20 protein-coding genes are annotated in these 18469 nt (G+C 70.9%); 2 read left to right on the top strand and 18 right to left on the bottom strand.

The window, feature by feature from the left end; genetic code table 11:
* Positions 1–5: 5 nt before the first annotated feature.
* From nuoK to ACFPCY_RS32700, 15 genes are all read right to left on the bottom strand, one after another.
* Positions 6–305 carry an NADH-quinone oxidoreductase subunit NuoK gene (gene nuoK, locus ACFPCY_RS32630; protein ID WP_253883576.1) on the bottom strand — a complete coding sequence of 100 codons (300 nt, stop codon included), beginning with the start codon at positions 303–305 and terminating at the stop codon, positions 6–8.
* Positions 302–1183, bottom strand: a complete 882-nt coding sequence (locus ACFPCY_RS32635; protein WP_378262067.1) for an NADH-quinone oxidoreductase subunit J — start codon at positions 1181–1183, stop codon at positions 302–304. The genes nuoK and ACFPCY_RS32635 overlap by 4 nt, the downstream gene beginning before the upstream one ends.
* 26 nt (positions 1184–1209) lie before the next feature.
* The gene (gene nuoI / locus ACFPCY_RS32640; protein ID WP_378261667.1) at positions 1210–1743 is read right to left on the bottom strand and encodes an NADH-quinone oxidoreductase subunit NuoI; all 534 of its coding nucleotides are present in this window, start codon (positions 1741–1743) and stop codon (positions 1210–1212) included.
* The gene (gene nuoH / locus ACFPCY_RS32645) at positions 1730–3082 is read right to left on the bottom strand and encodes an NADH-quinone oxidoreductase subunit NuoH (protein WP_378261669.1); all 1353 of its coding nucleotides are present in this window, start codon (positions 3080–3082) and stop codon (positions 1730–1732) included. The genes nuoI and nuoH overlap by 14 nt, the downstream gene beginning before the upstream one ends.
* Positions 3079–5505: an NADH-quinone oxidoreductase subunit G gene (locus tag ACFPCY_RS32650; RefSeq protein WP_378261671.1), complete on the bottom strand. Its 2427-nt coding sequence runs from the start codon at positions 5503–5505 to the stop codon at positions 3079–3081. Before ACFPCY_RS32650 ends, nuoH begins: the two co-directional genes overlap by 4 nt.
* The gene (gene nuoF / locus ACFPCY_RS32655) at positions 5502–6803 is read right to left on the bottom strand and encodes an NADH-quinone oxidoreductase subunit NuoF (protein ID WP_378261673.1); all 1302 of its coding nucleotides are present in this window, start codon (positions 6801–6803) and stop codon (positions 5502–5504) included. The genes ACFPCY_RS32650 and nuoF overlap by 4 nt, the downstream gene beginning before the upstream one ends.
* Positions 6800–7627 (bottom strand): NADH-quinone oxidoreductase subunit NuoE, encoded by an 828-nt coding sequence (gene nuoE / locus ACFPCY_RS32660; RefSeq protein ID WP_378261675.1) that lies wholly within the window; start codon positions 7625–7627, stop codon positions 6800–6802. The genes nuoF and nuoE overlap by 4 nt, the downstream gene beginning before the upstream one ends.
* The gene (locus tag ACFPCY_RS32665) at positions 7624–8874 is read right to left on the bottom strand and encodes an NADH-quinone oxidoreductase subunit D (RefSeq protein ID WP_378262069.1); all 1251 of its coding nucleotides are present in this window, start codon (positions 8872–8874) and stop codon (positions 7624–7626) included. The genes nuoE and ACFPCY_RS32665 overlap by 4 nt, the downstream gene beginning before the upstream one ends.
* Before the next feature lie 101 nt (positions 8875–8975).
* On the bottom strand, positions 8976–9722 hold the full coding sequence (locus tag ACFPCY_RS32670) for an NADH-quinone oxidoreductase subunit C (protein WP_378261677.1): 747 nt from the start codon (positions 9720–9722) through the stop codon (positions 8976–8978).
* A gap of 1 nt (position 9723) precedes the next feature.
* A complete protein-coding gene (locus ACFPCY_RS32675; protein ID WP_378261679.1) occupies positions 9724–10272 on the bottom strand; it encodes a NuoB/complex I 20 kDa subunit family protein in 549 nt (182 codons plus the stop codon).
* Positions 10272–10631: an NADH-quinone oxidoreductase subunit A gene (locus ACFPCY_RS32680; RefSeq protein ID WP_378261681.1), complete on the bottom strand. Its 360-nt coding sequence runs from the start codon at positions 10629–10631 to the stop codon at positions 10272–10274. Before ACFPCY_RS32680 ends, ACFPCY_RS32675 begins: the two co-directional genes overlap by 1 nt.
* A gap of 163 nt (positions 10632–10794) precedes the next feature.
* Positions 10795–12051 carry a geranylgeranyl reductase family protein gene (locus ACFPCY_RS32685; protein ID WP_378261683.1) on the bottom strand — a complete coding sequence of 419 codons (1257 nt, stop codon included), beginning with the start codon at positions 12049–12051 and terminating at the stop codon, positions 10795–10797.
* A 133-nt stretch (positions 12052–12184) separates the two neighbouring features.
* Positions 12185–12886 (bottom strand): demethylmenaquinone methyltransferase, encoded by a 702-nt coding sequence (locus ACFPCY_RS32690; RefSeq protein WP_378261685.1) that lies wholly within the window; start codon positions 12884–12886, stop codon positions 12185–12187.
* Positions 12887–13909: 1023 nt separating this feature from the next.
* Positions 13910–14152, bottom strand: a complete 243-nt coding sequence (locus ACFPCY_RS32695; protein WP_378261687.1) for a DUF4229 domain-containing protein — start codon at positions 14150–14152, stop codon at positions 13910–13912.
* 39 nt (positions 14153–14191) lie between these two features.
* On the bottom strand, positions 14192–15160 hold the full coding sequence (locus tag ACFPCY_RS32700; RefSeq protein WP_378261689.1) for a threonine ammonia-lyase: 969 nt from the start codon (positions 15158–15160) through the stop codon (positions 14192–14194).
* A 255-nt stretch (positions 15161–15415) separates the two neighbouring features.
* Here ACFPCY_RS32700 and ACFPCY_RS32705 point away from each other — a divergent pair, with 255 nt between their 5' ends.
* Positions 15416–15622, top strand: a complete 207-nt coding sequence (locus tag ACFPCY_RS32705; RefSeq protein WP_117361811.1) for a BldC family transcriptional regulator — start codon at positions 15416–15418, stop codon at positions 15620–15622.
* 587 nt (positions 15623–16209) lie between these two features.
* Here the strand turns inward: ACFPCY_RS32705 and ACFPCY_RS32710 are convergent.
* Positions 16210–16458: a hypothetical protein gene (locus tag ACFPCY_RS32710; protein WP_378261691.1), complete on the bottom strand. Its 249-nt coding sequence runs from the start codon at positions 16456–16458 to the stop codon at positions 16210–16212.
* A gap of 93 nt (positions 16459–16551) precedes the next feature.
* Entirely contained in the window at positions 16552–17529 is a 978-nt protein-coding gene (locus ACFPCY_RS32715; RefSeq protein WP_378261693.1) for a hypothetical protein, read from the bottom strand.
* A gap of 104 nt (positions 17530–17633) precedes the next feature.
* Here ACFPCY_RS32715 and ACFPCY_RS32720 point away from each other — a divergent pair, with 104 nt between their 5' ends.
* Positions 17634–17942: a PLDc N-terminal domain-containing protein gene (locus ACFPCY_RS32720; RefSeq protein ID WP_378261695.1), complete on the top strand. Its 309-nt coding sequence runs from the start codon at positions 17634–17636 to the stop codon at positions 17940–17942.
* Between the two features lie 19 nt (positions 17943–17961).
* On the opposite strand, the gene ACFPCY_RS32725 is transcribed toward ACFPCY_RS32720, so the two are convergent.
* Positions 17962–18351 carry a hypothetical protein gene (locus ACFPCY_RS32725; RefSeq protein ID WP_378261697.1) on the bottom strand — a complete coding sequence of 130 codons (390 nt, stop codon included), beginning with the start codon at positions 18349–18351 and terminating at the stop codon, positions 17962–17964.
* Positions 18352–18469: the final 118 nt, after the last annotated feature.

An 18469-nucleotide genomic window follows, 5' to 3' on the forward strand; every position in this document is an offset into this window, starting at 1 on the left:
GCCCCCTAGTACTTCAGCAGGTTCGCGTCGTCGACCGACGAGGACCTGCGGGTCCGGAAGATGGTCATGATGATGGCGAGGCCGACCACGACCTCGGCCGCCGCCACGACCATCACGAAGAACGCGATGATCTGGCCGTCGAGGTTGCCGTGCATCCGCGAGAACGACACGAACGCCAGGTTGCAGGCGTTGAGCATGAGCTCCACGCACATGAACACCACGATCGCGTTGCGGCGCACGAGCACGCCGACGCCGCCGATGGTGAACAGGATCGCCGACAGCGCCAGGTAGTGTCCGGGGCTCACTTCTCGACCTCCTCAGTCGCGGCGCCGGCCCCGGGCTCGGCGGTCTCGGTCGCCGTGCGGACGGCCCGGACGTCCCGGTCGAGCGCCTGCCGCTCGGTCTGGCCGCCCAGGTCGGTGTGCCGGTGCGCGGTGTCGGTGCGGGCCGCGATGATCGGGTTGACCGACAGCTCGGACGGGGTGCCGTCCGGCAGCAGGGCGGGCATGTCGACCGCGTTGTGCCGGGCGTAGGTGCCGGGGCCGGGCAGCGGGCCGGGGTGCGCGCCGGTCTGCGCGGCCTTGCGGAACCGCTCGACCGACAGCGTCCGCTGGGTGGGCTTCGGGGAGGTGCGCTCGCGGTGCGCGAGCACCATCGCCCCGAGCGCCGCGGTGATCAGCAGGGCGCTGGTCGCCTCGAACGCGAACACGTACTTGCCGAACAGCAGGGCCGCCAGGCCCCGGACGTTGCCGCCGTGCTCGGCGTTGGCGTTCTTCAGCCCGGCCGAGTCGCCGAGCGCGGCGTTGGCGAAGCCCGCGCCGAGCAGGACGAAGAAGCCGAGGCCCGCGATCGCGGCCCAGAGCCGCTGCCCGCGCAGCGTCTCCACCAGCGAGTCGGTGGACGAGACGCCGACCAGCATCAGCACGAACAGGAACAGCATCAGCACCGCGCCGGTGTAGACGATGACCTGCACGAACGCCAGGAACGGCGCGTCCTGCACCGCGTAGAGCGCGGCCAGCGACAGCATCACCGTGGCCAGCAGCAGCGCCGAGTGCACGGCCTTCCGCATGAAGATCATGCCGAGCGCGGCGGCGACCGACACGATCGCCAGGAGCCAGAAGAAGAACGGCTCGCCGGACTGCTTGTCGGCGACGTTCCCCGCCAGCACGTGCGCGGTGGCCAGGTCGGCGGGGGTCAGGCCGGCGGCGGTCACTTCTTCTCACCGCCTTCCTCGGACTGCAGGCCGAGGCGGTAGTAGTCCTCCTCGGAGTCGCCGAGGCGCATGGCGTGCGGCGGGGCCTCCATGCCCTCGCGCAGCGGCGCGAGGAGCATGTCCTTGGTGTAGATCAGCGACTCGCGGCTGTCGTCCGCGAGCTCGTACTCGTTGGTCATCGTGAGCGCCCGGGTGGGGCACGCCTCGATGCACAGCCCGCACAGGATGCAGCGCAGGTAGTTGATCTGGTAGACGCGGCCGTACCGCTCGCCCGGCGAGTAGCGCTCCTCCTCGCTGTTGTCGGCGCCCTCCACGTAGATGGCGTCGGCGGGACACGCCCAGGCGCACAGCTCGCAGCCGACGCACTTCTCCAGGCCGTCCGGCCAGCGGTTGAGCTGGTGGCGTCCGTGGAAGCGCGGGGCCGTCGGCTTCTTCACCTCGGGGTACTGGACGGTCTCGCTCTTCATGAACATCTGGTGGAACGAGACCCCGAACCCCTTCACCGGGTTCAGGAAGTCAGTGAGTCCCACTGCTGACCTCCTCACGAGAGGATTCGGTGGTGCGCGGCCGGGGCACGTCGCGGCGGCCGTGGTAGTGCGGGGCGTCCATCGGCGGGACGGGGAAGCCGCCCGCCGCCGGGTCCGGCGGCGCCGTGCCGGCGGCCTCCGGTTCCTCGGGCCTGCGTCCGCGCGCGAACTCCCATACGAAGGTCAGGGCGATCACGGCGATCGCGAGCACCACGACGACCGCCATGAGCGTCCCGACGTTGTGGCCCTCGTTCTTCAGCGCGCGGATGGCGGCGACCAGCAGGATCCAGCCGAGCGAGAAGGGCATCAGCACCTTCCAGCCGAGCTTCATCAGCTGGTCGTAGCGGACGCGGGGCAGCGAGCCGCGCAGCCAGATGAAGAAGAAGATGAACAGCCAGAGCTTGACCATGAACCACAGCACCGGCCACCAGCCGGAGTTCGCGCCCGACCACACGGTGGAGATCGGGGCGGGCGCCCGCCAGCCGCCGAGGAACAGGGTGGTGCACAGCGCCGACAGCGTCGCCAGGTTGATGTACTCGGCGAGGAAGAACATCGCGAACTTCAGCGACGAGTACTCGGTGTGGAAGCCGCCGACCAGCTCGCCCTCGCCCTCGGGCAGGTCGAACGGGATGCGGTTCGACTCGCCCATCATCGTGATCACGTAGACCACGAAGGACGGGAACAGCAGCACCGCGTACCAGGTGTTCGCCTGCGCGTTGACGATCTCGGTGGTGGACATCGACCCGGCGAACAGGAACACCGCGACGAACGACAGCCCCATCGCGATCTCGTAGGAGATCACCTGCGCGGACGAGCGGAGCCCGCCGAGCAGCGAGTAGGGCGACATCGACGACCAGCCCGCCAGGACGATGCCGTAGACGCCCATCGACGACATCGCGAGCACCAGCAGCACCGCGACCGGGAGGTCGGTGCCCTGGAGCGCGGTGTGGTGGCCGAAGACCGACACGGTCGGGCCGAACGGGATGATGCTGAACGAGATGAAGGCGGGCACCGCCGACATCACCGGCGCGAGGACGAAGACGACCTTGTCCACGTTCCGAGGGACGATGTCCTCCTTCAGCGCCAGCTTCACGCCGTCCGCGAGGCCCTGGAGCAGGCCGAACGGTCCGGCCCGGTTCGGGCCGACGCGCAGCTGCATGCGGCCGATGACGCGGCGCTCGACCCACATCGACATCAGCACGGTGAGGACCAGGAAGACGAAGATCACCAGGACCTTGCCGCCGATCAGCCACCACGGGTCCTTGCCGAAGGTGGACAGCGTCGGGTCCGACGGCGCGGGCCCGGCCAGCACGGCCTGCCCGGCCAGGGTGAGACGGCTCATCGGGTGCCTCCGATCGAGACGATGTCCCCCGCCTGCGCGCCGAGGTCGGCGTGCACCGCGACCTCGGCGGAGTTGGTCGGCAGCCAGACCACGCGGTCCGGCATGCCGGGCGTGACCTCCAGCGGGAGGGTGACCTCGCCGCGCGGGCCGCGCACCGTGATCTTCCCGTCCGCGCCGGCCTCGGCGGCGGTGGCGGCCGAGACGCGGGCGACGGCGGCCTTGGCGGTGCCGGCGAGGTAGGGCTCGCCGTCCTGCATGCGGCCCCGGTCGAGGAGCTGGCGCCAGCTCGCGAGCACCGCCTCGCCGGGGCCCGGCTGCGGCAGGGCGCCGAGCGCGGCCGACGGCGCGGGCGGGCGCTCGCCGCGGAACGCGCCGAGCTCGGTCAGCTCGCGGCGCGCGGCGTCCGGTCCCGGCAGGCCGAGGTGGACGTCCATCTCGTTGGCCAGCGCGTCCAGGACGCGCAGGTCCGACATCTTCGCGGCGTTCTTCAGGACGGTGTCGAACGGGCGGCCCCGTCCCTCCCAGTCCACGAACGTGCCGGACTTCTCGGCGACCGCGGCGACCGGGAGCACCACGTCCGCGCGGTCGGTGACCGCGCTGACCCGCTGCTCCAGGCTGACGATGAACGGGGTGGCGTCCAGGGCCGCGAGCGCGGCCTCGGGGTCGGGCAGGTCGTACGGGTCGAACCCGCCGACGAGCAGCGCCCCGCGCTCACCGGACGCCGCCGAGGACAGGATCCCGGCGGTGTCGCGGCCGGGCGTCGCGGGCAGTTCCGCGACGCCCCAGACGCGGGCGGTCTCGGTGCGGGCGTCCGGGTCGAACACCGGACGGCCGATCGGCAGCAGGCCCGGCAGGGCCCCGGCCTCGATCGCGCCGCGCTCGCCCGCGCGGCGCGGCACCCAGGCCAGCTTCGCGCCGGTGGCGTGCGCCAGCCGGACGGCCGAGGACAGCGCGCCCGGGCTCGCCGCGAGCCGCTCGCCGACCATGATGACCGCGCCCGGCTTCTCCAGCAGGTCGCGGATCCCGGCGTTCTCGCCCGCGACCAGCCCGCCGAGCACCTCCGCCTCCGCTCCCGGCACGGCCGGGAGCAGCGTCCCGCCGGTCTTCTGGAGACCGCGGGTGGCGAACGGCGCGACGGAGACGACCTTCAGCTTCTTCTTGCGGAACGCCTTGCGCAGCCGCAGGAAGACGATCGGCGACTCCTCCTCGGGCTCGAACCCGGCCAGGAGGACCACCGGAGCGGTCTCCAGGTCGGCGTACGACACCTCGATCGGACGGCCCGCCACCGCGAAGGCCAGGAACTCGGCCTCCTCGGCGCTGTGCGGACGGGCCCGGAAGTCGATGTCGTTCGTGCCGAGCGCGATGCGGGCGAACTTGCTGTAGGCGTAGGCGTCCTCCAGCGTGAGGCGTCCGCCGGTGAGGACACCGGCCCTGCCTCGTGCGCGCGCGAGACCGCGCGCGGCCACCGTCAGCGCCTCGGGCCAGGACGCGACCTCCAGCTCACCCTTCTCGTTCCGGACGAGCGGGTGGTCGAGCCGGTCGGGCTGCGTGGCGTAGGTGAACGCCCAGCGGCCCTTGTCGCAGTTCCACTCCTCGTTCACCTGCGGGTCGTCCCCGGCGAGGCGGCGGGTGATCTTGCCGCGCCGGTGGTCGGTGCGCAGCGCGCAGCCGGACGCGCAGTGCTCGCACGCCGACGGCGTGGACACCAGGTCGAACGGCCGCGATCGGAACCGGTACGCCGCGCCGGTCAGCGCGCCGACCGGGCAGATCTGCACGGTGTTGCCGGAGAAGTAGGACTGGAACGGCTTGTCGGTCGCCGCGCCCACCTGCTCCTTCGCGCCGCGCTCGAACAGGTCGATGAACGCGTCCCCGGCGATCTGGTCGGAGAACCGGGTGCAGCGCGCGCACTGGATGCAGCGCTCGCGGTCGAGCAGCACCTCGGTGGACAGCGGGATCGGCTTGGGGAAGGTCCGCTTGGTCTCGGTGAACCGCGTCTCGCCCCGGCCGTTGGACATCGCCTGGTTCTGCAGCGGGCACTCGCCGCCCTTGTCGCAGATCGGGCAGTCCAGCGGGTGGTTGATCAGCAGCAGCTCCATCACGCCGTGCTGCGCCTTGTCGGCGACCGGCGAGGTGAGCTGCGTCTTGACGACCATGCCCGGCATCACCGTGGTGGTGCAGGACGCCTGCGGCTTGGGCATGCCGCGCCCGTTGCCCGCGTCCGGGATCTCCACCAGGCACTGCCGGCAGGCCCCGATGGGGTCGAGCAGCGGATGGTCGCAGAACCGCGGGATCTGGATGCCGAGCAGCTCGGCCGCCCGGATGATCAGCGTACCCTTGGGGACGCTGATCTCGAAACCGTCGATGGTGCAGGTCACCATCTCGACCTGCTGCTCCACCGACTTCTTCTCGTCGGCGACGGTCATACCGCTGCACCTCCCCACAGGGTGGACTTGGCCGGATCGAACGGGCAGCCGCCCTGCTCGAAGTGGCGGATGTACTCGTCCCGGAAGAGCTTGATCGACGAGACGACCGGGCTGGTCGCGCCGTCGCCGAGCGCGCAGAACGAGCGGCCGAGGATGTTGTCCGACAGGTCCAGCAGGGTGTCCAGGTCCTGCTCGGAGCCCTGCCCGGCCTCCAGCCGCTTGAGCAGCTGCTTGTACCAGTACGTCCCCTCGCGGCACGGCGTGCACTTGCCGCACGACTCGTGCGCGTAGAACTCCGACCAGCGCAGGACGGCCCGCACCACGCACACCGTGTCGTCGAAGATCTGCAGCGCGCGGGTGCCGAGCATGGACCCGGCCGCGCCGACCGACTCGAAGTCGAGCGGGACGTCCAGGTGCTCCTCGGTGAACAGCGGCGTGGACGAGCCGCCCGGCGTCCAGAACTTCAGCCGCCGCCCGCCGCGGATGCCGCCCGCCATGTCGAGCAGCTCGCGCAGCGTCACGCCGAGGGGGGCCTCGTACTGGCCCGGCCTGGTCACGTGCCCGGACAGCGAGAAGATGCCGAACCCGGCGGACTTCTCGGTGCCCATGGAGGTGAACCAGTCGGCGCCGTTCGCCACGATCGAGGGAACCGAGGCGATGGACTCGACGTTGTTGATGACGGTGGGACCGCCGTAGAGTCCCGCGACCGCCGGGAAGGGGGGCTTGAGCCTGGGCTGACCGCGGTACCCCTCCAGGGAGTCCAGCAGCGCCGTCTCCTCGCCGCAGATGTAGGCCCCGGCGCCGGTGTGCACGACCAGCTCCAGGTCGTACCCCGAGCCGAGGATGTCCTTGCCGATGTACCCGGCGGCGTAGGCGTCGCGCACCGCCTGCTGGAGGCGGCGGATGACGTGCAGCACCTCGCCGCGCACGTAGATGAACGCGTGGTTCGACTTGATCGCGTACGCGCTGATGATGACGCCCTCCACCAGGACGTGCGGGTTGGCCATCATCAGCGGGATGTCCTTGCACGTGCCCGGCTCGGACTCGTCCGCGTTCACCACCAGGTAGCGCGGGTTCGGGCTGTCCGGCGGCAGGAACCCCCACTTCATCCCGGTGGGGAAGCCCGCGCCGCCGCGGCCGCGCAGGCCGGAGTCCTTCACCGTCTGGACGATCGCGTCCGGCTCCATGGCGAGGGCCTTGCGCAGGGCGGTGTAGCCGCCGTCGCGCTCGTACCCGGCCAGGGTGAACGAGTCGGGCTGGTCCCAGTTCCGCGTGAGGACGGGAGTCAGCGTGGTCACTGGTTGCGTCCTTCCTGGCTGCCGGGCTTGACGTCGCCGCCGATGGGCTTGCCCGGCTCGTTCGGCGGCGGGTCGGTGATCTCCTCGGCCCGCACCGGCTCGTCCGGGGCGGCCGCGCCCGTGTCGGCGGACGGTGCCGTCCAGCCGCGCTCGCGGGCGAGTTCGAGGCCGCGCAGCGACTCCGCGCCGGCCTGGACGCCCTCGTGCGCGAGGCCGTCGTCGAAGCCGGCCAGCACCCGGCTGGCCTCCTTCCACGTGCACAGCCGGTTCGGACCGCGAGAAGGAAGCACTTGCTTACCCGCGCGCAGGTCGTCGACCAGGCGCTTGGCCTTCTCCGGCGTCATGTTGTCGAAGAACTCCCAGTTCACCGTCATGACGGGGGCGAAGTCGCAGGCCGCGTTGCACTCGATGCGCTCCAGCGAGACCTTGCCGTCCTCGGTGGACTCGTCGTGCCCGACGCCGAGGTGCTCGCTCAGCTCGTTCCAGATCTGGTCGCCGCCCATCACCGCGCACAGCGTGTTGATGCAGACGCCGACGTGGTAGTCGCCGACCGGCTCCCGCTTGTACTGGGTGTAGAACGTCGCGACCCCGGTGACCTGCGCGGGCGTGATGCCGAGCGTCTCGGCGCAGAAGTCGATCCCGCGCCCGGTGACGAAGCCGTCCACCGACTGCACCAGGTGCAGCATCGGCAGCAGCGCCGACCGGGGCTGCGGGTACCGGGCCAGGATGTCCTTGGCGTCGCGGTCCAGCCGCTCCCGCGTCTCCGGGTCGTACGGCTCGGTGTTGCGGAACGGCGGCTCCAGCTTGAGCAGCTGCTCGCTCAACGGTCCACACCTCCCATCACGGGGTCGATCGAGGCGACCGCGGCGATGACGTCGGCGACCATGCCGCCCTCGGCCATCGCGGGCGCCGCCTGGAGGTTGGTGAACGACGGCTCGCGGAAGTGCACCCGGTAGGGGCGCGTCCCGCCGTCGCTGACGATGTGCGCGCCGAGCTCGCCGCGCGGCGACTCCACCGGCGCGTACACCTGCCCGGCCGGGACCCGGAAGCCCTCGGTCACCAGCTTGAAGTGGTGGATCAGCGCCTCCATGGAGGTGCCCATGATGTGCGCGATGTGCCGGGGCGAGTTGCCCATGCCGTCCGCGCCGATCGCGAGCTGCGCCGGCCAGCCGATCTTCTTGTCCTCGACCATCACCGGCCCCTTGACCGACTGGAGCCGCTCGACGCACTGCTCCACGATCTTCAGGGACTCGTCCATCTCCTTCATCCGCACCAGGTAGCGGCCGTAGACGTCGCAGGTGGTCTCGGTCGCCACCTCGAAGTCGTAGGTCTCGTAACCGCAGTACGGCTGGGACTTGCGCAGGTCCCACGGGATGCCGGTGGAGCGCAGGATCGGTCCGGTGATGCCGAGCGCCGTGCAGCCGGTCAGGTCCAGGTACGCGACGTCCTTCGTGCGCGCCTTGTAGACCGGGTTGTCGTCCATCAGCTTGCGCATCGCCTTCAGCCGCTTCGGCATCCGGTCGAGGTAGTCGCGCAGCTTGCTCATCGCGCCGCTCGGCAGGTCCTGCGCGACGCCGCCCGGACGGACGTACGCCATGTTCATCCGCAGGCCGGTGATCTCCTCGAACAGGTCGAGGGTGTACTCGCGCTCGATGAACCCGTTCAGCATGACGGTCGTCGCGCCGAGCTCCAGGCCGAACGTCGCGATCGCGACCAGGTGCGAGGAGATCCGGTTCAGCTCCATCATCATCACGCGGATGATCTGGGCCCGCTCCGGCACCTGGTCGGTGATCCCGAGCAGCTTCTCGACGCCGAGGCAGTACGCCGTCTCGTTGAAGATCGGCGCGAGGTAGTCCATCCGGGTGCAGAACGTGGTGCCCTGCGTCCAGGTGCGGAACTCCATGTTCTTCTCGATGCCGGTGTGCAGGTAGCCGATGCCCAGCCGGCACTCGTCGACCGTCTCGCCGTCGAGCGTCAGGATCAGCCGGAGCACGCCGTGCGTGGACGGGTGCTGCGGGCCCATGTTGACGACCAGGCGCTCGTCCCCGGAGTCCCGGGCCTCGGCGACCATCTGGTCCCAGTCCTGGCCGCCGACGTCGAAGACGCGGCCCTCGGCCGCCTCCTCGGCGGCGGCCGCGTAGGCGTCGTACTCGGTGTACTTGGTGGAGGGGCTCACGTGTACGACCTCCGCTGGTCGGGCGGCGGAACCTCGGCGCCGCGGTACTCGACGGGGATGCCGCCGAGCGGGTAGTCCTTGCGCTGCGGGTGCCCGACCCAGTCGTCCGGCATCATGATCCGGGTCAGCGCCGGGTGGCCGTCGAACACGATCCCGAAGAAGTCGAAGGTCTCGCGCTCGTGCCAGTCGTTGGTCGGGTAGATCCCGACGACCGAGGGGATGTGGGGGTCGGCGTCGGGGCACGACACGTCCAGCCGGACGCGGCGGTTGTGCGTGATCGACAGCAGCGGGTAGACCGCGTGCAGCTCCGCGCCCTCGTCGGTGGGGTAGTGGACGCCGCTCACGCCCATGCACATCTCGAAGCGCAGGTCCGGCGCGTCCCGGAGGGTGCGGGCGACCTCGACGAGGTGCTCCCGCCTCACGTGGAAGGTCAGCTCGCCGCGGTGCACCACGACCCGCTCGATCGCCTCGCCGTAGCTCGGCAGCAGGCGCTCCAGCGCGTCCGCGACCTCGTCGAACTCGCCGGCCTCGGCCGCGCCCTCGGGCCCGCCGAACGGACGCGGCGACGACACCTTCGGGGCCTGCCGGACGACGAGCCGTCCGTATCCGGACGTGTCGCCGGAGCCCCTGACGCCGAACATGCCCATCCGGGCGACCGGCTGCTCGGCGCGGTCCTCCTCGCGCTGCGCGGGGAGCCGGTCGGCGGCCTGCTCGGCCTGCTGCTCGGGGTTCTGCGAGCTCATCTCACAGCACCCCCTGTCCGAGCAGCGGCAACTGGCGGCGCCTGGACTCCTCCAGCTCGGCGATCTGCTTCGCCCGCTGCGGCCCGAGCTTGGTGTTCTGGATCTTGTCGTGCAGCTTCAGGATCGCGTCCAGCAGCATCTCCGGCCGCGGCGGGCAGCCGGGCAGGTAGATGTCCACCGGGACGATGTGGTCCACGCCCTGCACGATCGCGTAGTTGTTGAACATGCCGCCGGACGAGGCGCACACGCCCATAGCGATGACCCACTTCGGCTCGGTCATCTGGTCGTAGATCTGCCGGAGCACCGGCGCCATCTTCTGGCTCACCCGGCCCGCGACGATCATCAGGTCGGCCTGCCGGGGCGTCGCCGAGGCACGCTCCATCCCCCACCGGGAGAAGTCGTGCCGCGGGTCGCCGGTCGCCATCATCTCGATCGCGCAGCACGCGAGACCGAAGGTGGCGGGCCACACCGAACTCTTCCGCGCCCAGCCCGCGACCTGCTCGACGGTCGTCAGCAGGAAGCCGCTGGGGAGCTTCTCTTCAAGACCCATTAGTCCCACTCCAGACCACCGCGCCGCCAGATGTAGGCGTACGCCACCAGCACGGTGAGGATGAAAAGGACCATCTCCACAAGACCGAAAATCCCCAGGCTGTCGAAGGCGACGGCCCAGGGATAGAGGAAGATGATCTCGATGTCGAAGACGATGAACAGCATCGCCGTCAGGTAGTACTTGATCGGGAAGCGCCCGCCGCCCACGGGCTGCGGGGTCGGCTCGATCCCGCACTCGTAGGCGTCCAGGCGCGCCCGGTTCCAGCGCTTCGGCCCCGTCATCGAGGCCATCAGCACCGATCCGGCGGCGAAAACGAACGCCAGAACCCCCAACACGATGATCGGGATATAGAGGTCCACGGAGTCCTACTTCCTCTCCTCGGGGCGTACGACGCTGTACGGACGCGACCTTCGCGCATGGCGGAACCGCGTCACGGCGACGGCCGCCGCGTGACCGCGGTCACGCGGGCGGGTCGTCACCCTAGCCAAGGTGATCAATAGCACTCCCCTCCGGGGGTCGGGGTTAAGCGGCGGGCGCCACCCTCTGCATGGCGTTGATGATCCGGTCGAACGCGTCGCCGCCCCGCGGGTCGGTGAGGTTCGCCAGAAGCTTGAGGGTGAAGCGCATCAGCGTCGGGTGCGGCAGGCCGTGCGTGGTGAGGAACTTCATCACCCGTGGGTCACCGATGGCCTGCACGAAGACCCGCGCGAGCGTGAAGTAGCCGCCGTGCTCGTCCTTCAGGATGCGGGGGTACTCGTAGAGCGTCCGCTCGCGCTGCGCCGGGGTGCGGCGGGCGAGCGCCTGCACCATGATCTCGGCGGCGAGCTTCCCCGATTCCAGGGCGTAGTCGATGCCCTCGCCGTTGAACGGGTTGATCATCCCGCCCGCGTCGCCGACCAGCAGCATGCCGCGGGCGTAGTGCGGCTGCCGGTTGAAGCCCATGGGGAGCGCCGCGCCGCGGGCCGGGCCGGACGCGTGCTCCTCGTCGAACTGCCACTCGGGCGGCATCTGGGCCGTCCAGCCCTTGAGCATCCCGCGGTAGTCCACGTTCTGGAACGACTTGGAGGTGTTGAGGAGGCCGAGGCCGACGTTGCAGGTGCCGTCCGCGAGGGGGAACACCCAGCCGTAGCCGGGGAGCAGGCGGCGGCCGTCCCACAGCTCCAGCCACGCCTCCATGTACTCGTCGGTGTGCCGCGGCGACTCGTAGTAGCGCCGGACGGCCACGCCCATCGGACGGTCGGTGCGGCGCTCCAGCCCCATCGCCACGCTGAGCCGGGTCGAGTTGCCGTCGGCGGCCACGACCAGCGGCGCGTGGAAGGTGATCTCCTCGTCCTTGTGCCTGGCCGTCACGCCGACGATGCGGTCGGTGCGCTCGTCGATGATCGGGCCGGTGACGTTGCAGCCCTCGATCAGCTCGGCGCCGGCGGCCGCGGCGTGCCGGGCGAGCAGCTCGTCCAGGTCCATCCGGGAGCGGACGAGGCCGAAGTCGGGGAAGCTGGCGAGCTCGGGCCAGGGCAGCTCGATCCGGGTGCCGCCGCCGTAGATGCGCAGGCCCTTGTTCCGGCTCCAGCCGGGCGCGTCGATGTCCACGCCCATGGAGATCAGCGCCCGGACGGCCCGCGGGGTCAGCCCGTCGCCGCAGATCTTGTCGCGCGGGAACGTCGCCTTCTCCAGCAGGAACACGGTCAGGCCGGCGCGGGCCAGCCAGTAGGCGGTGGACGACCCGGCGGGTCCGGCCCCGACGACGATGACGTCCGCGTGTCGGGTGGAGTCGGTCACAGCGTTCCTCTTACTTCGTTCGCTTGTGAAGTACTTCACAAGAATCCGATGGGGAGTCTATTCCTTTGGAGCCGCTCGTGGGTACCTCTGCGCCCGCCCGGTTTTGGACCGGTGCAAAACACCCGGAACGGGATCAGCCTGGGTTGACGGCGTGGTGCATCGCCGCAACCCCGAAAGTCAGGTTCCGCCAGCGCACCCTCGTCCACCCGGCGGCCTGGACGATCGCCGCCAGCGACGCCTGGTCGGGCCACGCCAGCGTCGACTCGGCCAGATACGTGTAGCTGTCCGGGTTGGACGACACCCGGCCGAGCAGCGGCAGCCCGACCTTCAGGTGCGCCTTGTGCCCCGCGGCCAGCAGCGGGTTCGGAGGGTGACTGACCTCACACACCAGCAGCCGTCCGCCCGGCTTCGCCACCCGCCGCATCTCCCGCAGCGCCGCCTCGGTGTCGGCGACGTTCCGCAGCCCGAACGAGATCGTGACCACGTCGAACGCGCCGTCCTCGAACGGCAGCCGCAGCGCGTCCCCGGCCACGAACGCCAGATTGTCGACGCCGACCTGCCGTCGCCGTCCCACCCGGAGCATCCCGAGCGAGAAGTCGCACGCGACGGTGCGCGCGCCCGCGTCCGCGAACGGCACCGAGGACGTCCCCGTCCCCGCGGCCAGGTCGAGCACCCGCTCCCCCGGCCGCGCCGCCACGGCGCGCACGACCTCCCGCCGCCACCACCGTTCCATCCCACCGGTCATGAGCGTGTTGAGCAGGTCGTACCGATCGGCGGTCCGATCGAACATCGCCGCCACGTCGGCGGGCTTCTTGTCGAGATTGGCGCGGGTCATGCCCCCAGCCTAGGAGGCCCCGCAACACCCCACACGAGCGGTCCGCACCCGCACCCCCCCCAGGGCGACACAACCCCACCCCCCAGCCCCACCCCATCCGCCCACAAATGCCGCAACCAAGAAGAACAAGCAGCCGCCCACCCCCAGCAAGTACGCATGCGCGAGATACGCGCGGTGTACGGAAAGAACACACACGCGCGCCAAGCACGCGCGTGTGCAGGAGGTACGCGCGTGCGCGGCGAGTACCCATGCCCGGCGCACGAGCGTGCGCGAGAAGAACGCGCGCACGAGAGGCACTCGTGAACCGCAAGGCACCCGTAAACGCGACAGATGCGCGCGGGACGCGCGCGTGAGGGATGCGCGCGGAAGGTACGCGGGCGCCCGAGGAGTGGGCGCAGGCACGGAAGGTACGCGGGCGCGTGAGTAACGCACGAGGAAGGTGCGCGCGGCCGCGAGAGCGATGCGCGCGGGCGCGTGGGGGATACGCGCGGAAGGTATGCGAGCGCCCGAGGAGTGGCGCAGGCACGGAAGGTACGCGGGCGCGAGAGGGACGCACGAGGAAGGTGGGCGCGGGCGCGTGTGAAATGCGCGCGGGCGCCGGGGGATGCGCGCGGAAGGTGGACGCGGGCACGGAAGTACGCGCATGTGCGGGAAGAACACGCGGGCGCCAAGGGGTGCACGTCGCGGAAGGTACGCGCGTGGGCGGGAAGAAGACGCGGGCGCGGAGGGGGTGCGCGGCGCGGGAGGGGCGCGCGGGCGCGGACGTACGCGCGTGGGCGGGAAGAAGACGCGGGCGCGGAGGGGGGCGCGGCGCGGGAGGGGCGCGCGTGGGCGGGAGGGGCGCGCGGGCGTTGGGCGAGGAGGTCTGGGCGGGAAGAGCGCGTGCGCGGGATTAACGCGGGGGAGCCGGGGGCGACGGCGCGTGGGGCCGACGCGTGTGGACGCTGTGGGAGTTGGGCCGGAGGGGAAGGCGTGCGGCAATTCCGCTGTGCGCGGAGCGGGCGCTAGCGCGCGCTGGAGGGGTTAGTCCTCTTTGCCGCGGGACTCCTCCAGTTTGGTCTTGCGGTCGCGGACGGTGCTGACGATCGTCGCCGACATCGCGTCCCGCTGGGTCGAGAGCAGCACGTAGCTGATGACGCCGCTGATGAGGAGGGCGCCGAGCAGCAGGAAGATCGGCGCTTTCCGCATGGGGGTCAGCCAGAGGACGGCGGTCGTGGCGACGAAGATCCCCAGGCGCGCGGAGGTGTAGAAGAGAACGGAACGCATGGCGGTTCCAGGCTACTCCCGGTCTGGCGATGGCCTGGTTCAGCCCTGCCGCAGGACGTCGAGGAAGAGCGCCGGGTCCACGTTTCCGCCGCTCAGGACGGCGACGGTCGTCCGGGCGGACGGCAGGTCGGCGCGGCGGTACAGGTAGGCGGCCGCCGCGACGGCGCCGCCGGGCTCGGCGATGAGGCGGGCCTCGCGGGCGACGCGGCGCATGGTGAGCCGGATCTCGTCCTCGGAGACGGTGACGATGTCGTCCACCAGCTCGCGGACGTGCGCGAAGGTGAGGTCGCCGAGGCGCTGGACGCGGAGCGCGTCGGCGATGGTGCGGCCGGTGTCCTCGGCGGCCCACTGGACGGGGCGTCCGGCGCGCAGCGAGTCGCGGGCGTCGGCGGCGAGTTCGGGCTCGACACCGATGACCCTGGCGCGCGGGTTGCGGGCCTTGATCGCGACCGCGACGCCCGAGACGAGGCCGCCGCCGGAGACCGGGACGAGCACGAGGTCGACGTCCGGCGCGTCCTGGACGATCTCCAGCCCGACCGTGCCCTGCCCGGCGATCACGCGCGGGTCGTCGAACGGCGGGACGAGGGTGAAGCCGTGCGCGGCGGCGAGCTTCTCGGCCGTCTCGACGCGCGCTTCGAGGGTCGGCTCGACGTAGACGATCTCGGCGCCGAGGGCGATGCACGCCTCGACCTTCACGCCGGGAGTGGTGTGCGGGATGACCAGGACGCAGCGGATGCCGAGGGCGCGGGCCGTCCAGGCGACGGCTTGGGCGTGGTTTCCGCTGGAATGCGCGACGACTCCCTTGGCACGTTCCTCTTCGGGAAGTCCGGCGATGGTCGCGTACGCGCCGCGCAGTTTGAACGCGCCGACGGGTTGGAGCGATTCGGCTTTCAGCAGGAGCCGTTCTTCGGCGGGGACGGGGAACGGCACGAGCGGCGTGCGGACGGCGGTGCCGGCGATCAGTCCGGCCGCGCGCTCGACGTCCGCGACGGTCACGAGGGCGGGCATGGGAGCGAGGTTATTCGCTCACGATCAGCGTGCGATAACGGACGGCCCGGCCGCCGTCACGGGCGGGACGTCAGGGACGGGAGCTGGGCGTGGTGTCCGTAGTGTCCAAAACCACGTTTACGGTCGGTGATAGAGGCAGCTCGGAAAACTACGCAGCGTGATGTTTTGCGAAAACAAGGGAGAAATCGGTCTTGCTCCGCCACACTAGGAAACAGTCCACCCGCGCCGAGAGCGGGACAAAGGGGGAGAGAGAACGTGGAGAGCACGAGCGAGCGCCTGCTGACCCCCGGAGAGGTCGCCGCCCTCTTCAGGGTCGATCCGAAGACGGTCACCCGATGGGCCGCGGCGGGCCGCATCAGCAGCATCCGGACCCCGGGAGGCCACCGCCGCTTCCGCGAGTCCGAAGTGCACGCGCTGCTGCGCGGTGACGAACCGGTCGTCGAGCACTCGGCCGTCCGCTGACGGGACCCGCCCGCGCTGCCTCGGCGCGGACGGTCCCGCCGCCGCCTTTCCGGGCCCCGCCTCACCCGGCATGCCCCGCCGGTGGTAGGCGGTCTTCTGTTTTTCACACCCGAACACCGGGTGCCGGGCACGAACACCGCGAGTACGCGCGGGCGACCCGCCGAGTCCGCGCGTCCTCGACATCCAATTCACCGCGCCACGACTCACGGTCCGTTGCGCTGCCCGAGCTCGAACCGTCGCGCCGCCCGAACTCATGCCGTCGCGCCGTCCGACTCCGAATCGTCGCACTGCCCCGACATCGGATCGTCGCGCCGCGCCATCCCACGGCATCGCGCCGCGCCATCCCAGGGCATCGCGGCGCGCCATCCCAGGGCATCGCGCCGCGCCATTCCTGGGCGAGGAGCTGCGCCAACCCGGCGCGTCGCGCTGTGCGATCCGATCGGGGTGCTGACTGATCTCAGGCTTTTCGTGCCGGGTGGTTCCCGAGCACCGTCTTGGACGGTTCGGGACGGCGATCTCGTGACGCCGGATGCCGTCTTGCCGGGCCTTGCCTCATCGGCCTTTTGTACCGTTCCCAAGGCGCTGATTCAGGAGTCGTTCTCGGCTTTCCACTCTTCGAAGGCCGCCTGCAGCTCCGCGTCGCCCTCGCGCCATCCGCGGCGGCGCTCCTCCAGCTCCTCCTCGGTGAGCGACTGGTCGAGGAGGCGCTCGTAGTCGGGGTCGTTCGGGCCGATCTCCACGTACGCGTCGGCGATGACCCGCCCCTCGTCACCGCTGTCGAGCAGGACGCCGTGCGGCACGCGGAGCGTGCCGTCGGGGAGCCGGATCACGTACATCGGGAATCACCTTCGATGGCTCGTCTTCCGTTGGCGGACGGTCGGATTCCGTTGGCGGGTCGCGGGGTCGGGTTCCGTTGGCGGAGGGGCTGGTCAGATTCCGTATCGGCGGTTGAAGAACAGCATGACCTCAAGGGCGGCACGGATGTTGCCGGAGAGCATATCCACCAAAGCGGGACGTTGCCGGGCCGAAATGGCGGCGAACGCGTCCGCGAAAAACTCCCGGCGGCCGAGCGCGTCCGGCTGCTGGTGGAAGTCGCTCATGAGGTACGGACGGCACATGTCGTACAGCTGCCGGAACGCGGCGCTGTCGGACTGCCACGTGCCGGGTTCGCCGTCGATGTCGTCCAGGGCGTGTCCGACCTCGTGCATCATGACGTCCGGCGTCGGGGACGGCCGGTCGCCGACGACGATCTTCCGGTCGCCGTACGCGCCCGCGCAGATGTCCCACGTCGCCCGGCCGGACGGGAGCGGACGGCCGCGCAGGTGCCCCATGTCGTCCAGGTGCGGGACGCCGCCCGGCCCGACATAGATTCCGGACAGGCCGTCGGCGAGTTTGCGCTTCAGCGCGTCCGGCAGCGACGCGAGGCTCTCCACGGCGCGGACGACCTCGGGCGACGGCGGCCCCTGCCGGGCGTCCCACTGGCGGTGTAGGACGTTCTCCAGGACGCCGCAGTGCCGGAGACCGTCCAGCATCGGCGGGCTGTCCGGCGGACGCGGCGCGGCGCGCAGCGGGGCGGGCTCGTCGTCGAGCTCGAAGTCGCTCCACGAGTAGACCTTGGCGGGCTGCTCGGCGCGCATGCGGTGCCGTCCGACCGCGGCGGTCGGATCCGGCCCGGGGACGTCGCCCTCGGGGCGGGCCGCGTACGCGTCGTCCCGTCCGCCCTTCCGGAAGCGTCCGAACCGGTCCCGCGGCTGCGCGCCGCGCGGCCGGATCTGCGCCGGCTCGGGACTCTGCCAGGCACCCGAGTCCCGCGACCGCCCGGGATCGGGCGGCGAGGGCGAGTACCGGGCGTCGCCACCGCGCGACCCGCCTCCGGGGGACCTGCGATGGATGCCTTTGAACCGCATCGGGCTCCTCGCGTTCTCGAGGGGCCCCGTGCGGGGCCTCCGGGCAGCGTAAGCCGAATCCCGACACGCCGTCATCCCCCTTGGTCGAGGACTACCGTTGTCCCATGGCCTATGCGCTGATCGCTGTCGTCCTCGTCGCGGGCTGGCTCTTCTGCCTGCTGGACGTCCTCACCAGCGACGAACGCGAGGTTCGCCTCCTCCCGAAGTCCGTCTGGCTCCTCCTCACCCTGCTCGGTTTCGTCCTCGGCGGGTTCCTCTGGCTGCTGGCCGGGCGCCCGCGCGGACGCTCGGTGGAGTCGGTGCTGTGGCCGCCCGGATCCCAGGCCGTCCCCCATCCGGACGCCCCGAAGGGCCCCGACGACGACCCCGCGTTCCTGCGCGACCTGAGCCGCCGCATCCGCGGCGACGACTGAACGACGGGCTCGGTGAGCGCTAGCCGGTGCCGTGGTGCGTCTTCAGGTGGTCGCGGGAATCCTGGTCCAGGCGCTCGATCGTGTTCGCCATGGGTTTGAGGGCTGCGAGGATCTCGTTGCGCAGTCCGTCGAACTTGGCGTCCATACCGTCGAACTTGGCGCTCATCTCGGCGCGGAGGCCGGCGATGCGCGAGTTGGTGCCGTCGAGGCGGGCGTCCAGTTCGGCGCGGACGCCGTCGATCTTGGTGTCGAGGCGGGTGGCGACGCCGTCGATGCGGGCGGTGAGCTCGGAGCGGAACAGGCCCATCTGGCGGAAGATGACGCCGATGACGGCCACGGCCGCCGCGATCAGCGGCCAGAGCTGGGTGAGGTGCATGATCGTGATCCCTTCGTCACGGAATGTGCTCACAGCGATCATCCGGGGCGGGGACGAGTGATCACAAGCTGATACCCAGCCTGTGGATAACTTCGAGACTCCGTTAGGGACGGGCAACGCCAAAAGGGCGTCCTCCCCGACGGAAGGACGC

It is taken from the genome of Actinomadura gamaensis, assembly GCF_042652125.1.
In the GTDB taxonomy this organism is placed as follows: Bacteria; Actinomycetota; Actinomycetes; order Streptosporangiales; family Streptosporangiaceae; genus Spirillospora; species Spirillospora gamaensis.